Below are 14,938 nucleotides of genomic sequence, written 5' to 3'. Positions count from 1 at the left end.
ATAAATATATAAAAATAAATAGTCTAGATAGACAAATATTTTAGGATAGCATATAATGTTTTTAAGGGTTTTTAGTAATTTTTCATAGGAGGGGTTGGAGTGTTAAGATTGCCCATTGTTAAAGAAGGGTTTCCGTTCATTGGTATTGGTGTAGTAATTACCTTTCTTTTGGGTTATTTTGTGCATCCTGTAGTTGCTGTTTTTCCTGCGATATTAACGTTATTTTTCACGTATTTTTTCCGCAATCCACGTCGTAATATTCCACAAGGAAAAGATATTTTAGTATCTCCGGCAGATGGGACAGTGATGGAAGTATCAGATGTAGATAATGATGAGTTTATAAAAGCTCCAGGTCGAAAAGTAGTAATATTCTTATCAGTATTTAATGTACATGTAAATCGCAGCCCAATTGCAGGCGAAATAAAATGTCAGCAATATAGTTGTGGAAGATTTGACCCTGCATATAAAAAAGATGTAGGTTTTGAAAATGAACGTCATATGATAGGTATTGAAAATGAGGATTTGCGCATAACAGTAACGCAAATTGCAGGTATTTTAGCTCGCAGAATTGTTTCTTGGGTTACTTTAAATGATGGACTTTCTAAAGGTGAATTATACGGTATGATTCGCTTTGGTTCTTGCACAGAAGTTGTTGTACCAAAAAATGTAGAATTATTAGTAAAAAAAGGCGACAAAGTTGTCGGTGGAGAAACAATTATTGGGAGGATTAAAGAGTAATGAATTATAGAGTAATCATACCAAATCTGTTTACTTCTAGTAATTTAGTTTTTGGTATGTGTTCAATTATTTCCACATTTAATGGAAATATATTCTGGGGTGCTGTATTCATCTTATTGGCATTAGTAGCTGATGGTTTAGATGGTAGAACAGCTCGTTTTTTTGGTGTTAGTAGTGAAATGGGTAAAGAGATGGACTCTTTATGCGACTGTGTTTCCTTTGGTGCAGCACCAGGATTTTTAGCATATAGCTTTGTTATGCATGAATTTAGTTATTTTGGTTGGATAGCTGTGATTTTTTACGCTGTGTGTGGCATGTGGCGATTAGCTCGTTTTAATGTAAATGCTTCCGTAATACATGGCTATTTTATGGGAGTACCTATTCCAGCTGGCGGTTGTTTAATCGCCACATGGATTTTATTATCCACTCATTTAGGTATTACACCAGCTATGCAAATTGATACATTGGGATATTTTTTACCTATTTTAATTATGTTTGTAGGATATTTATTGGTTAGTACTTTTAAATATCCAGATTTTAAGGGCAAAGGCGAAAAAATTAGCAAAGTAGCATTAGGTATAATAGCTATTTTTGCTATTTGTGTATTGTATTTTGGTCGCGATGCTATAGGATATGCAATTTTGTTTGATATCTTTATATCTTATGCATTGTTAGGTATTTTAAATACTATATTTTCTTTAGGTCGTAACTAAAATAAATAGCTAAAAGGGGATTTAAATGTATATTCTCGATTGGATTATGGTGCCAATTCAGATAATAATTTTCTTATTTACAGTTTATTATTTTTTAATAGGTGTAAATGGTCTGTGGCGCAAAAAGGAAAAGAAAATTTTAACACCACAAAAAACTTTTGCAGTAATTGTGGCAGCACATAATGAATCTGCAGTAATCGGTCAATTAGTGGATAACTTAAAAATGTTAGATTATCCAAAAGAACTATATGATATTTTTGTAATTGCTGATAACTGTACAGATAATACAGCTCAGATTGCACGCGATTGCGGAGCTATTGTTCATGAACGTTTTAATGATAAAGAACGTGGTAAAGGATTTGCAATGGAATGGATGTTTGCTAGATTATTTGAAATGAAACGCAAATATGATGCAGTAGCAATCTTTGATGCAGATAATTTAGTAGATAAACGCTTCTTATTAGAAATGAATAATCGCTTATGTAAAGGGGATAAATTAGTACAAGGTTATCTTGATGCGAAAAATCCTTATGATACATGGGTTTCCGGAACTTTTGCGATTGCCTTTTGGGTTATTGACCATATTTGGCATTTAGCAAAAACAAATATTGGTTTATCTTCTGTACTTGGTGGTACAGGTATGTGTATTACAACAGATGTTTTGAAAAAACATGGTTGGGGTGCTACTTGTCTTGTTGAAGATATGGAATTTACTATGAAATCTTTAGCAGAAGGTATAAAAACAACATGGGCTCATGATGCGATTGTTTATGATGAAAAACCACTTACTTTTAAACAATCTTGGAACCAGCGTAAACGTTGGGCACAAGGTCAATTTGACGTGGCACATCGCTTTATTCCGAAGATGTTAAAAGAAGGTATTCGTCGTCGTGATATTCGTATTTTAGATGGTTGTCTACATTTATTACAGCCTCATTTCTTATTGATTTCCACATTCTTTGTCATCTTATCATATGTACAGATGGGATTAGGTTATCCATTATTTACAAATATATATCAATTTTTACCATCTAGTTTGCTAACTGTAATTACTATGGGGCAATATATTTTACCTATTATTATTTTGGCAAAGATACATGTTAAATGGAAAGCATGGTTTTACTTAATTTTATATCCAGTGTTTATTTATAGTTGGATCCCAATTGTATTTTTAGGATTTTTAGATAGAAATAAACATGAATGGTCACATACAAAACATACTCGTGCAGTTAGTTATGATGAATTGACTCGTTAATTTAAGAAAAGAACTATTAGATTAAACTAATAGTTCTTTTTTAGCTATATAAATAAATTATTATAAAATTTTTATAGTAGATAAATATATGGTATAATTTTTATATTAATTTTATTAATTATTAAGGAGGAAATTTTTTTGTTTGAATTAGTAGTAAATGGAGCTTTTGAAGCAGCTCATCGCTTAGTAGATTATCCTGGAAAATGCAACAGATTACACGGTCATAGCTGGACTGTAGAGATGTCTGTCAGTGGAGATAAATTAGATAATATTGGTATGGTTGCAGATTTTAAAGTATTAAAATCTATGTTAATGGAAGTATTAGATGCTATGGATCATCAATACTTAAATGAATTACCTCAATTTAAAGAATTAAATCCTACAGCAGAACATTTAGCTAAATATATTTATGAAACAATTGAAGCAAATGATTTATTTAAAACTAATTGTAAATTAAATTATATAAAAGTATGGGAATCACCAAAAGCAGCAGTTATATATAGAAAGGATGCTTAATTTGCAAGCAGGAGTATCAGAAATTTTTTCTTCTATTCAAGGTGAAGGAAAATATGTAGGTTGCAGGCAATTATTTATTCGTCTTATTGGTTGCAATATGGATTGTCCTTATTGTGATACGGATAAATTGGCACATAGTAATTTAGTTCCATGTGTTTTAGAAAAATGTGAAGGATATGAAGGCGATTTAGAATTAAAAAATCCTTTAGATTTAAATGACATCATGCCTTATATCAATTATCGTTTACAACAGCCACATCATTCTATTAGTATTACAGGTGGAGAGCCATTATTATATCCACAGATTATTTTAGAATTAGCTAAAAATCTAAAGCCATTATCTATACCATTATTTTTGGAAACAAATGGTACTTTGGTTAAACAATTAGCTCAAGTTATTGATGAAATAGATATAATCAGTATGGATATGAAATTGCCAAGCGATATTGGTAAAGCTTATTGGCAAGAGCATGAAGAATTTTTGAAATTGGCTAGTAAAAAAGATGTTTATGTAAAAATTGTAGTTTCCAATGAGTCTACAGTTGAAGATTTTGAAAAAGCATTATCCATCATAAAAAATATTGATGAAAATATTTTATTAGTTTTACAGCCAATTACACCATTAGGAGGATTGCATGAAGCTCCTCCAGAAAAAATGCTCAAATGGCAAACTAGAGCAATGCAAGTATTGAAAAATGTTAGAGTAATACCACAAACTCATAAAATGATGAACCAATTATAATATTGATGAGGTTTTTATGAAGATTTTATTAGTTAACGATGATGGCATAAAAGCCGAAGGCTTAAAAGCTATAGCTAAAGAATTATCTTTAAAACATGAAGTTTTTATTGTAGCACCGATGACAGAGCAAAGCGGAATGTCGCAGGCTTTGACTATGGGTGTTCCTTTGCGTGTAGAAACTGTGGATATGAAGATGGAAAACGTAACGGCTTATGCTGTGGAAGGAACACCAGCAGATTGTACTAAATTAGCTTTGGAATTTTTATTAAAAGAAAAACCAGACTTGATAATTTCTGGTATAAATAATGGAGCTAATTTAGGAACAGATGTGCTTTATTCGGGAACAGTAGGAGCGGCTTTAGAAGGATATAATCATAAAATATCTTCTATAGCCGTTTCTGTATCTAGTAAATCAAATGTATCATTTTCAACGATTGCAAAAGTAATGGCAGATAGGATTAGTTTTTTTTATAATACTGATAAATTATTTATGTATAATATAAACTTCCCTAAAAGCTTGAAAGATAATAAAATAAAATTTGTATTTACTAAACATGGGCGTCGTATTTATGAAAATGAATTTGATGCTGTGATTTTAGATGATGGCTCTATAGCGTATAAAATGCAAGGGCGAGCTAAAGATATAGGCAATGATGAATTTACAGATATTGAAGTTGTAAAAAATGGTTATATATCAGTTACGCCTTTACAGATAGAGCGTACTGATTTTAGTAAATTAGAAACTTTAAATAATTTAGGAGGAATTCTTAATGGAATCAATGATTAGAGATATTAAACTTGCACCATCAGGTCATGATAAAATTGCATGGGTAAAAAACTTTATGCCTGTACTTCGTTCTATAGATGAAGAGTATAGTAAAACAAAACCTTTTGCAGGTAAAAAAGTAGTTATTACTATGCACTTAGAAGCTAAAACTGCATATTTAGCTTTAGTATTTAAAAATGCAGGAGCAGAAGTTATCGCTACAGGCAGTAACCCACTTTCTACACAAGATGATGTCGTAGCTGCACTTGTTGAAGACGGCGTAACAGTATATTCTTGGTATAATTGCACAAATGAAGAATATGATATGTTCATTGATAAAGCATTAGATTGCAATCCAGATATGATTATTGATGATGGTGGCGATTTAGTAGCACGTATTCATAATGAACGTCCTGAATTAATTGATAGAATTATTGGCGGTAGTGAAGAAACTACAACAGGTGTTATTCGCTTAAAAGCTTTAGCTGAACAAGGAAAATTAAAATTCCCTATGATTGCAGCAAATGATGCATATTGTAAATATTTATTTGATAATCGCTATGGTACAGGTCAATCTACTTGGGATGGTATCATGCGTACCACAAATTTAGTAATTGCAGGCAAAACAGTAGTAATTGCTGGCTATGGCTGGTGTGGTAAAGGTGGAGCTATGCGTGCTAAAGGTCTTGGTGCGAATGTAGTTATCACTGAAGTTGACCCAATTAAAGCTATTGAAGCAGTATTTGATGGCTTTAGAGTAATGCCTATGGGAGAAGCTGCTAAAATTGGTGATATCTTCTTGACTCTCACAGGCTGTGATAATGTCATCAATGAAAAACATTTTGCACTCATGAAAGATGGCGCAATGATGGCAAATTCTGGACATTTCGATGTGGAAATCAACAAAGTGGATTTACTCAAAAATTCTGTATCTCATCGTTCTGTTCGTAAAAATATTGAAGAATATGTACAAAAAGATGGACGTAAATTATATCTTTTAGCTGAAGGCCGTTTAGTTAACCTTGCAGCAGGTGATGGACATCCAGCAGAAATCATGGATTTATCCTTTGGTGTACAATTCTTCTCTGCACTTCATATTTTGAATCATCATCAAGAAATGGAAAATAAAGTATATTTAATGCCAGAAGAAATCAATACAAAAATTGCTCAAATTAAATTAAAAGCTCTTGGTGTAGAACTTGATGAATTGACAGAAGAGCAAAAAGCATATTTAGCAAAAGCATAATTAAGAGGTTTAAATATGAATATTTTAATAAAAAATGCTAACGTTTTATTAGCTGATGGTAAAGTAAAAATTGCAGATATTGCAATTAAAGATAGCGAAATTTTAGCTATAGAAAATATACCAGAAATATTTAAAGCAGAAAAAGTGATTGATGGTACAGATAAATTAGCAACAGCTGGTTTTGTTAATGCGCATACACATGTATCCATGACTTTATTGCGTAGCTATGCTGATGATATGAAGCTTATGGATTGGCTAGAAAATAAAATATGGCCAATTGAAGCTAAAATGAAAAAAGAAGATATTTATTGGGGCGCTATGCTTGGTATCGCTGAAATGATAAAAAGCGGTACAACTACTTTTGCTGATATGTATGGCGATATGGACCAAGTGGCACAGGCTTGTATTGATACAGATATTAGAGCAGTGCTTTCCCGCGGTATTATTGGTGTAGCACCAAATGGCAATCAAGCATTAGAAGAAAATAAAATCTTATTTAGAGATTTTAACAATGCTAATGATGGTAAAATAACAGCTATGTTTGGTCCTCATGCACCATATACTTGTCCTCCAGATTTTCTACAAAAAGTAGTGAAAGCTAGTGAAGAATATAATGGAGAAATTCATATTCATTTAGCAGAAACTAAAGGTGAAGTAGAAAATTGTTTAAAAGAATATGGCAAAACACCTATAGCTTTAATGGAAGAAGTAGGCATTTTAGACCGTGGCGTATTAGCTGCTCATTGTGTTCATTTAACAGATGAAGATATTCAAATTATGAAGAAATACAATGTACGTGTAGCGCATAATCCAGGAAGCAATATGAAACTTGCCAGCGGTGTTGCTCCAGTTCCACAATTATTAAAAGCAGGAGTTTGCGTAGGCTTAGGTACAGATGGAGCTTCTAGTAATAATAATCTTGATATGTTAGAAGAAATTAATTTAGCAACTTTACTGCATAAAGTAAATACTTTAGACCCATTAGCTGTGCCAGCTCTTGAAGGTGTAAAAATGGGAACAGAATACGGTGCTAAAGCTGTAGGATTAAATAAGGTAGGCTTAATCAAAGAAGGATATAAAGCCGATATCGTTTTATTTGATATGTCTGCTCCACAATGTTATCCACGTCATGATTTAGTATCTTTATTAGCGTATAGCATGAATGGCTCAATGGTTGATACAGTATTAGTAGATGGTAAAGTTTTATTAGAAAATAGAGCTTTTACTACTATTGATGAAGAAAAAATTAAATATGAAGCTAATCGTTGTGCTATGAATTTAACATTGCGTTAAAATTTTTATAAATTATAAGTTAAATAACCATAGTTTATTGATTTGTGCTATACTAAAACCATAAATAAAAATAAATAATAAAATATTATTTAGTATTTAGATAATGAGATGTATGTTTTTGATTACAAACAAAGCTACTTTTTATTTGCAATTGGGATTATTCACCCCATTATCCAATATTGAAAGGAAGCTTTGTATTATGACAATTAAATATAATATTTGCGAAAAAAGACATGAAAAAAAGATGACTCAGAAACAATTAGCTATGAGAGCAGGTATTAGTACAGCTATGGTTAGCTTTATAGAAAATGATAAACGCCAACCAACTTTTTTAGTAATAGCGTCTATTGCAAAAGCTTTAAATGTAAAATTAGATGAATTAGTTGAGATAAAAGACAATTATCATTACTTTAGACAATAAGATATGAAATAGAAAACAGCACCTTTTAAGGTGCTGTTTTTTTGATAATAAAAAGGAGTTAGTTTTAAACTAACTCCTTTTGTTATTTGATTGATATATCTTTTATTATTTATCAAAGATATTTTTAAGAGCTTGTTTATTTACATCACGGTTTAACTGAGCAAGATAAGTAGTTAATTTGATGTGTTTTGGACAAGCTTCTACGCAGTTTTGGCTGTTACCGCAGCTAGTGATACCGCCTTTTTCCATAAGAGCATTAAGACGTTTTTCTTTGTCAAATTTACCATATGGATGTAAATTGAAGAGATAAGCTTGAACTGTTGGAGCAGGTCCGATGAAGTCAGACTGTGGACCAACGTTAGGGCAAGCTTCTAAGCAGCAACCACAAGTCATGCAGTGGGAAATTTCATATGCTGTAGCAGCAGTATATGGGTTTTGAATTGGAGCTTCACGATTTTCCCAGCTACCATCAACATTAATCCAACCTTGGATACGTTTGAGGCTTTCAAACATAACGCTACGGTCGATTAAGAGGTCACGGATTACAGGGAAAGTACGAGCTGGAGCAATGCGGATTGGTTGAGGAAGTTTGTCGATAAGAGAAGCACAAGCTTGACGTGCACGACCGTTAATAACCATCATACAAGCACCACATACTTTTTCTAAGCAGTTGCATTCCCAAACTACAGGAGTAGTTTTTTTGCCATCTTTAGTTACAGGGTTTTTCTGAATTTCCATTAAAGCTGCAACTACGTTAAGTGCAGGACGATAAGGAATTTCAAATTCTTCTGTGTAAGGTTTGCCAGTAGGGCTATCTTGACGTTCAATAATCAAATGAACAGTTTTTTTAGTATCTGCCATTATTTTTTGCCTCCTTTAGTAACATCATAACGACGTGGACGAGGTTTAACTAAGGAGTGATCAAAATCGATATAGCTGATTTCTGGTTCACAAGTTTCAGGGTTCATTCTAACAAGTGTAGTTTTTAAGAAATGCTCGTCATCACGGTTAGGGAATTCTGGTTTGAAGTGAGCACCACGGCTTTCATCACGCATACGAGCTGCTTTACAGATAGCAAGAGCGTAGATGATCATGTTGCGAAGCTGACGTACGAACATAGCTTCTTGGTTGGCCCAGCGACTAGTATCAGTAAGACCGATATGATCCCATTTTTTGAGGATTTTCTTAACTTCTTCATAGCAATATTCAAGGTCTTTGTTAATACGTTCAATTGTGCAGTAACGAAGCATGAGCTCGCCTAATTCCATATGGAGTTTATGAGCGTTAACGTCGCCTTTCATATTCATGATTTTTTCAAATTCATCAACAGTCTGTTGTTTTGCTGCAGCAAGTTCTGCATCAGTAAGAGCAGCTCCATTATCTTCAGCAATAGTTTTACCTTCAATTGTCCAAGCGGAATCACCGTTAGCCCAACGAATAGCTTCTGGACCAGAAACAGTACCAGAGTGAGCAGCGGAAAGAAGGGAGTTAGCACCAAGACGGTTAGCACCATGGTACTGATAGTCACATTCGCCGGAAGCGAATAAACCAGGAATATTTGTTCTGTGTTTACGGTCTACCCAAATACCACCCATGGAATAGTGAACGGAAGGGAAGATCTGCATAGGAACTTTACGAGGGTCGTCACCAACGAATTCTTCATAGATTTCCATGATACCAGCGAGTTTACGGTTTAAGTAATCTGCATCAATGTGGGAAAGATCGAGGTATACACGATTTTCGCCATTGATACCAAGACCCATGTGTACGCAAACTTGATAAATTTCACGAGCTGCGATATCACGAGGAACGAGGTTACCATAAGCTGGATATTTTTCTTCGAGGAAGTACCAAGGTTTGCCATCTTTGTAAGTCCAAACACGACCACCTTCACCACGAGCTGCTTCAGACATAAGACGGTTTTTATCTTCACCTGGAATAGCTGTTGGGTGAATCTGAATGAATTCAACGTTACCGAGGTAAGCACCTTCTTGGTATACATCGGAAACAGCAGAACCGTTACAGATTGTAGAAGCTGTACATTTACCGAAAATAACACCAGGACCACCTGTTGCTAAGATAACTGCATCAGCTGGGAAAGCTTCAATTTCCATGGAATTCATGTTTTGAGCAGTGATACCACGGCAGATGCCTTCGTTGTTTTTAATGATGTGAACGAATTCCCAGAATTCGTATTTTTTAACTTTGCCTTTTACTTCAAGTTTACGAACTTGTTCATCAAGAGCATATAAAAGCTGTTGACCAGTAGTAGCACCAGCGAAGCAAGTACGTTTATGTTTTGCACCACCGAAGTTACGAAGGTCAAGGTTACCTTCTGGTGTACGAGTGAAAGGAACACCCATGCGGTCGAACATTTTAATAAGTTTTGGAGCGTTTTCGCACATACCTTTAACTGCTAATTGGTCAGCAAGGAAGTCGCCACCATAAATTGTATCATCGATATGATCCCAAACAGTATCATGTTCACCTTTGGAATCCATACAAGCATTAATACCACCCTGTGCACAGAGGGAGTGGGAACGTTTTACTGGGCAATAAGAGAATAAGTCTACAATACCGCCAGATTCACAAATTTTAATCGTAGCCATAAGACCGGATAAACCGCCACCGACAACGATGATTTTTTTTGTAGATTTCACGTGAGTCTCTCCTTATATCAGAATTTATAGATTAAAACCAGTACATGCTCATGAAAGCAATTGTTAAAAGGGATAATACTACAAAGATTGCCATGAATACACGAGAGAAGAAAGTCTGGATACGAGGACCTTTTGCAATACCCCATGTCATAGTGAATGTAGTAAGACCGTTAAAGAAGTGGAAAATAGATGCAATCATAGCGATTGTATAAGCACCCCATACAAGCGGATTTTGGAAATAAGCTTGTAATAATTCGAAGGAAATAGGAGTACCGCCACCTTTTACCATAATGCGGAGATAAACAACATGCCAGATTAAGAAAAGGAAGATAATAACAGCAGTTATTCTTTGGAAATAGAAATTCCAGTTGCGAGCATAACCATAGCTTTTTACGTTATTTTTAGCTTGCATTAAAATGTACAAACCATAAAGACCATGGAAAAGGAATGGAACTAAAATGAAGCAAATTTCCAAAGGAAGCATAATTTCATGTGGAATAGATGCAAGATGCTCAACTGCTGCATTGAATGGAGCTGGTCCACCTAATACCATAGAGTTTGTAAAGATATGTTCGAGTAAGAATAAACCTACAGGAACAATACCGCAGAGGGAATGTAATCTGCGAATATAAAATGTTGTGTGAATCATCCTTGAACCTCCTGTACTTTTTAATTTTCATAGGGAAAATTTACACACCTTATGACATGCTTAAAAAAGCTTCCATATATTAATTATATGTAATATAAATGATAGATGGCTATCCCCGTGTGTCCCACGGTTCGCAAAATAAACTGAGCTCCTCCTAGAAGATAATAAAGGAGCTCAGGATTTTGTTAATTATTAAAGTTTATCCATATCTAAAGTGCGATATGGAGCCTGACCCATTTCATAGAAATTATTACCTTCAGAGTCAATAACTACGATTGCAGGGAAATCTTCAACAGTAAGAGCTGCAAGTGCTTCAGGACCAAGTTCTGGATAAGCGATTACTTCATATTTTTTTACACATTTGGAAATAAGTGCAGCAGCACCACCAACAGCGGCAAAATAAGTAACACCATTTTTCTTCATGGATTCGATAACAGCTTTATCACGAGAACCTTTACCAATCATACCTTTAATACCCTGTTCGAGCATTGTAGGAGTATAAGCGTCCATACGACCAGAAGTTGTAGGACCGCAAGAACCAATTGGATTACCAGGTTTAGCTGGAGTTGGTCCAAGATAATAAACAATTTGATTGCTCCAATCAATTGGAAGTTTTTCACCACGAGCAAGTGTTTCTGTCATAACTTTATGAGCAGCATCACGTGCGCTATAGATAACGCCAGAAATAAGAACGCTATCGCCTACTTTTAATTTACGAGACTGTTCTTCAGTCAAAGGTGTTGTAATGCGAATTTTATCAGCCATTTAAATGTACCTCCCGAATAAATTATAATACGCGTTTAGAATGACGGCATGCATGGCAACAAATTGTTACAGCCACAGGAAGGCCAGCGATATGAGTAGGACCCCATTCGATATTAACAGCAAGAGCACTTGTTGTACCACCGAGCTGTGGACCAATACCTGTCTGGTTGATTAATTCTAAAAGCTCTTCTTCAAGTTTTGCATATTCAGGATGAGCATTACGAACATTAGTTGGACGAAGTAATGCTTTTTTAGACATAACAGCAGCACGGTCCATAGTACCGCCAATACCAATACCAACAACCATTGGTGGGCAAGGATTGCAGCTAGCATGAAGGATAATATCCATAACTGCTTTTTTAACGCCTTTTACACCATCAGCTGGTACAAGCATTTTTAAGCCAGATTTATTTTCGCTACCGAAACCTTTTGGTTCAACTTGGATAGTTAATTTATCGCCAGGAACGATTTCTGTGTAGATAACAGCTGGTGTATTATCTTGAGTATTTTTACGATCGAAAAGTGGTTCAGCTACAACGGATTTACGTAAATAGCCTTCAGTATAACCTTTAGCTACACCAGCATTGATAGCGTCGTTTAAGTTGCCGCCTTCAATGTGAACATCTTGACCTAATTCAACAAAAACAATAGTCATACCAGTATCTTGGCAAATAGGTCTGTCTTCTTCTTTTGCAATTTTTGCATTTGTGATAATTTGGTCGAGTACTTCTCTTCCTACTGGAGATTTTTCACTAAGTCTACCTCTTTCTAATGCGGCAAACACATCTCCTGGTAAATAGTAGGCAGCTTCTTTACACATCTGCGCTACTTCTTGAGTGATTTGTTCTGCTTGGATTGTACGCACCATAACCCCTCCAATGGATTAAAATATTTAGTCATTGTTTTATTAAACTTCCTAAATTTAGGCAATCCCCATTAATGACTAACGGTTAAGGACATATTTTTACTTAATAAGTATATATTTTTTAAGTAGAAAATTTTTAAATAAATAAGAATTTATCTATTTTGAGATCTGTCCCATCTCTAATAAATTAACTCTCACCACTGGTTAAAAGTAGTGGGGGATTTATCACGAACAAATTGGATAAAAATATCCTCATGTAATGAAAATTTTAGCATATTTTTGAATGTCTTTCAACACCTAAAATGGCTGGAAGCCTTAATATTATTAAAGTTGAAGGCTGTTCACTTTTATAAATAAAATATATTTATAGACTAAAAAATATAAAAAGTTATTTATTTTAGTACATAATTTTATTAAATAAATATATAAAATCATTATAAATATTTATCTTAAATATAAAAAACTTTTATTTTAAAAATATGCGTTGAAGATTTATTTTTTCATTATTTATATCAATTATCATGAAAGAAGGGTCTAGACCATCTCGAGGTTCAGAAACACTTCCTGGATTAATGATTATTTTATCATTTACATGCTCTTCGTTACCTACATGACTATGACCATAAACTATTATATCTGCACCTAATTTAGAGGCTTGTTCATATAGATATTTAGTTGTCCATTTTACATTATATTTATGACCATGGGTCAAAAATATTTTTTTGCCAGCAATTTCTACTAATATTTCTTTTGGCTTAGTGGAAAACCAATCTATATTACCAGGAACAGCATATACAGGTTTTTTAGATACATCAGCTAAATAGCCAGCATCATCAATACTATCGCCTGCATGAAGCCAACAATCTACATCGTCAGCTAGACAAATTGCATCATCAATAGCAGATAGATCATGATGACTATCACTCATAATTCCTATTTTCATTTTAAATATTCACCTAGTTGGATTTCCATTTCACGTAGTGCTTTACCACGATGACTAATATTATTTTTTTCTTCAATTGTTAATTCAGCCATAGTTTTTTGCAAATCAGGAACAAAAAAATATGGATCATAACCAAAGCCATTATTTCCTTGAGCAAAAATGCGAATGATACCTTCACATTTTTGAGTACAAGTTAATGTTTTGCCATCAGTATCTACAAAGACCAAAGAACAAACATATTGAGCAGTTGATTGCTCTACATTTTTTTTCTGTAGCTCTTCAATCATTTTTTTATTATTAGCTAAATCGTCTGCATGGTAACCAGCAAATCTAGCTGAATAAATACCAGGAGCTCCATCTAAAATATCAATGGTTAAACCTGAATCATCTGCTAAGCAAGCATAGCCTGTTTTTTGAGCGTAAAATTTTGCTTTTTTGATAGCATTTTCTTCAAAAGTAGTACCATCTTCAACAGCATCAGGTAAAGGGCCAAATTCACTTAAAGAATGAAGTTCTACAGGTAAATTTTTAAATGCATTTATCATTTCTTTTATTTTGCCTTGATTTTTTGTAGCTACAATAATTTTTTTCATCATGGAATCCTTCCTATTTTCCAAACTAAGTCATTACCTAAAATATCTTTTTGATAAGAGATTAATTCATCAATACCTTTTTGAGCATAGGCGAGCATTTTACTGAATTGTTCATGTGTAAAAGGTTGTTTTTCACCAGTACCTTGAATTTCTACAAAATGCCCTTCGCCTGTCATGACGATATTCATATCAGCTATAGCAGTAGAATCTTCTTCATAGCATAAATCTAATATAGGTTCATTATCTTTAGAGATACCTACGCTTATGGCAGCCATGAAATCTTTTAATGGAAATGGTTTTTTAGGGTCGTAGATAGTGGCTAAAGCTTCAGCTAATGCAACAAAAGCTCCAGTGATTGAAGCTGTTCGCGTACCACCATCGGCTTGAATTACATCACAGTCAATAATGACTGTTCTTTCACCTAAAGCTTTAAAATCTATAACACTGCGAAGACAGCGTCCTATAAGACGTTGGATTTCCTGTGTTCTGCCATTTTGTCTACCACGAGAAGCTTCTCTAGGAGAACGGGTCAATGTTGCTGATGGAAGTAAGGAATATTCAGCATTTAACCAGCCTGTACCGCTACCACGTAAAAATGAAGGAACGCCATCTTGAATAGTAGCAGCACAAATTACTTTAGTATTGCCTGTTTCAATTAAAACAGAGCCAGCTGGATATTTTTGAAAGTATTTTGTTATTTTAAAACGACGCAATTGGTCTGCATTTCGTCTATCAATTCTAGTCATATAAATAAAAAGTCTCCAAATGAAATC

17 protein-coding genes are annotated in these 14,938 nt (G+C 34.0%); 9 read left to right on the top strand and 8 right to left on the bottom strand.

Translation table 11 applies throughout. The features are described from left to right. Positions 1 to 99: 99 nt before the first annotated feature. The 9 genes from GXM21_RS09255 to GXM21_RS09215 all read left to right on the top strand — a co-directional run bounded on the left by GXM21_RS09255 (position 100) and on the right by GXM21_RS09215 (position 7,690). Positions 100 to 738, top strand: coding sequence for a phosphatidylserine decarboxylase family protein (locus GXM21_RS09255; RefSeq protein ID WP_008537228.1), 639 nt, complete (start codon positions 100 to 102; stop codon positions 736 to 738). After that, on the top strand, positions 738 to 1,451 hold the full coding sequence (gene pssA / locus GXM21_RS09250; protein ID WP_008537230.1) for a CDP-diacylglycerol--serine O-phosphatidyltransferase: 714 nt from the start codon (positions 738 to 740) through the stop codon (positions 1,449 to 1,451). The genes GXM21_RS09255 and pssA overlap by 1 nt, the downstream gene beginning before the upstream one ends. Positions 1,452 to 1,476: 25 nt before the next feature. Beyond that, positions 1,477 to 2,706, top strand: coding sequence for a glycosyltransferase family 2 protein (locus GXM21_RS09245; protein WP_008537231.1), 1,230 nt, complete (start codon positions 1,477 to 1,479; stop codon positions 2,704 to 2,706). A gap of 138 nt (positions 2,707 to 2,844) precedes the next feature. Beyond that, positions 2,845 to 3,222, top strand: coding sequence for a 6-carboxytetrahydropterin synthase QueD (gene queD / locus GXM21_RS09240; protein WP_008537232.1), 378 nt, complete (start codon positions 2,845 to 2,847; stop codon positions 3,220 to 3,222). Continuing rightward, on the top strand, positions 3,215 to 3,964 hold the full coding sequence (locus GXM21_RS09235) for a 7-carboxy-7-deazaguanine synthase QueE (RefSeq protein ID WP_015563118.1): 750 nt from the start codon (positions 3,215 to 3,217) through the stop codon (positions 3,962 to 3,964). The genes queD and GXM21_RS09235 overlap by 8 nt, the downstream gene beginning before the upstream one ends. Before the next feature lie 16 nt (positions 3,965 to 3,980). Then, entirely contained in the window at positions 3,981 to 4,751 is a 771-nt protein-coding gene (gene surE / locus GXM21_RS09230) for a 5'/3'-nucleotidase SurE (RefSeq protein ID WP_008537234.1), read from the top strand. Then, positions 4,735 to 5,976, top strand: coding sequence for an adenosylhomocysteinase (locus GXM21_RS09225; protein WP_008537235.1), 1,242 nt, complete (start codon positions 4,735 to 4,737; stop codon positions 5,974 to 5,976). Before surE ends, GXM21_RS09225 begins: the two co-directional genes overlap by 17 nt. 15 nt (positions 5,977 to 5,991) lie before the next feature. Then, positions 5,992 to 7,269, top strand: coding sequence for an amidohydrolase (locus GXM21_RS09220; protein WP_008537236.1), 1,278 nt, complete (start codon positions 5,992 to 5,994; stop codon positions 7,267 to 7,269). A 199-nt stretch (positions 7,270 to 7,468) separates the two neighbouring features. Then, a complete protein-coding gene (locus GXM21_RS09215) occupies positions 7,469 to 7,690 on the top strand; it encodes a helix-turn-helix domain-containing protein (protein ID WP_008537237.1) in 222 nt (73 codons plus the stop codon). A 105-nt stretch (positions 7,691 to 7,795) separates the two neighbouring features. Here the strand turns inward: GXM21_RS09215 and sdhB are convergent, their stop codons facing one another. From sdhB to rph, 8 genes are all read right to left on the bottom strand, one after another. After that, complete coding sequence (gene sdhB / locus GXM21_RS09210) at positions 7,796 to 8,551, bottom strand: succinate dehydrogenase iron-sulfur subunit (protein ID WP_008537238.1); 756 nt, start codon at positions 8,549 to 8,551, stop codon at positions 7,796 to 7,798. Further along, positions 8,551 to 10,299 carry a succinate dehydrogenase flavoprotein subunit gene (gene sdhA, locus GXM21_RS09205; protein WP_050900413.1) on the bottom strand — a complete coding sequence of 583 codons (1,749 nt, stop codon included), beginning with the start codon at positions 10,297 to 10,299 and terminating at the stop codon, positions 8,551 to 8,553. Before sdhA ends, sdhB begins: the two co-directional genes overlap by 1 nt. 82 nt (positions 10,300 to 10,381) lie before the next feature. Beyond that, positions 10,382 to 10,999: a succinate dehydrogenase/fumarate reductase transmembrane subunit gene (locus GXM21_RS09200; protein WP_008537240.1), complete on the bottom strand. Its 618-nt coding sequence runs from the start codon at positions 10,997 to 10,999 to the stop codon at positions 10,382 to 10,384. Between the two features lie 192 nt (positions 11,000 to 11,191). Beyond that, the gene (locus GXM21_RS09195; protein ID WP_008537241.1) at positions 11,192 to 11,764 is read right to left on the bottom strand and encodes a Fe-S-containing hydro-lyase; all 573 of its coding nucleotides are present in this window, start codon (positions 11,762 to 11,764) and stop codon (positions 11,192 to 11,194) included. Between the two features lie 22 nt (positions 11,765 to 11,786). Further along, positions 11,787 to 12,632 (bottom strand): fumarate hydratase, encoded by an 846-nt coding sequence (locus GXM21_RS09190; RefSeq protein ID WP_008537243.1) that lies wholly within the window; start codon positions 12,630 to 12,632, stop codon positions 11,787 to 11,789. A 463-nt stretch (positions 12,633 to 13,095) separates the two neighbouring features. Further along, positions 13,096 to 13,572, bottom strand: a complete 477-nt coding sequence (locus GXM21_RS09185) for a metallophosphoesterase family protein (protein WP_008537244.1) — start codon at positions 13,570 to 13,572, stop codon at positions 13,096 to 13,098. Beyond that, positions 13,569 to 14,165 (bottom strand): XTP/dITP diphosphatase, encoded by a 597-nt coding sequence (locus GXM21_RS09180; RefSeq protein ID WP_008537245.1) that lies wholly within the window; start codon positions 14,163 to 14,165, stop codon positions 13,569 to 13,571. The genes GXM21_RS09185 and GXM21_RS09180 overlap by 4 nt, the downstream gene beginning before the upstream one ends. Next, positions 14,165 to 14,911, bottom strand: a complete 747-nt coding sequence (rph, locus tag GXM21_RS09175) for a ribonuclease PH (protein ID WP_008537246.1) — start codon at positions 14,909 to 14,911, stop codon at positions 14,165 to 14,167. Before rph ends, GXM21_RS09180 begins: the two co-directional genes overlap by 1 nt. Positions 14,912 to 14,938 lie beyond the last annotated feature (27 nt).

It is taken from the genome of Megamonas funiformis (assembly GCF_010669225.1).
In the GTDB taxonomy this organism is placed as follows: Bacteria; Bacillota; Negativicutes; order Selenomonadales; family Selenomonadaceae; genus Megamonas; species Megamonas funiformis.
This window is presented reverse-complemented; position numbering and strand designations above follow the sequence as displayed.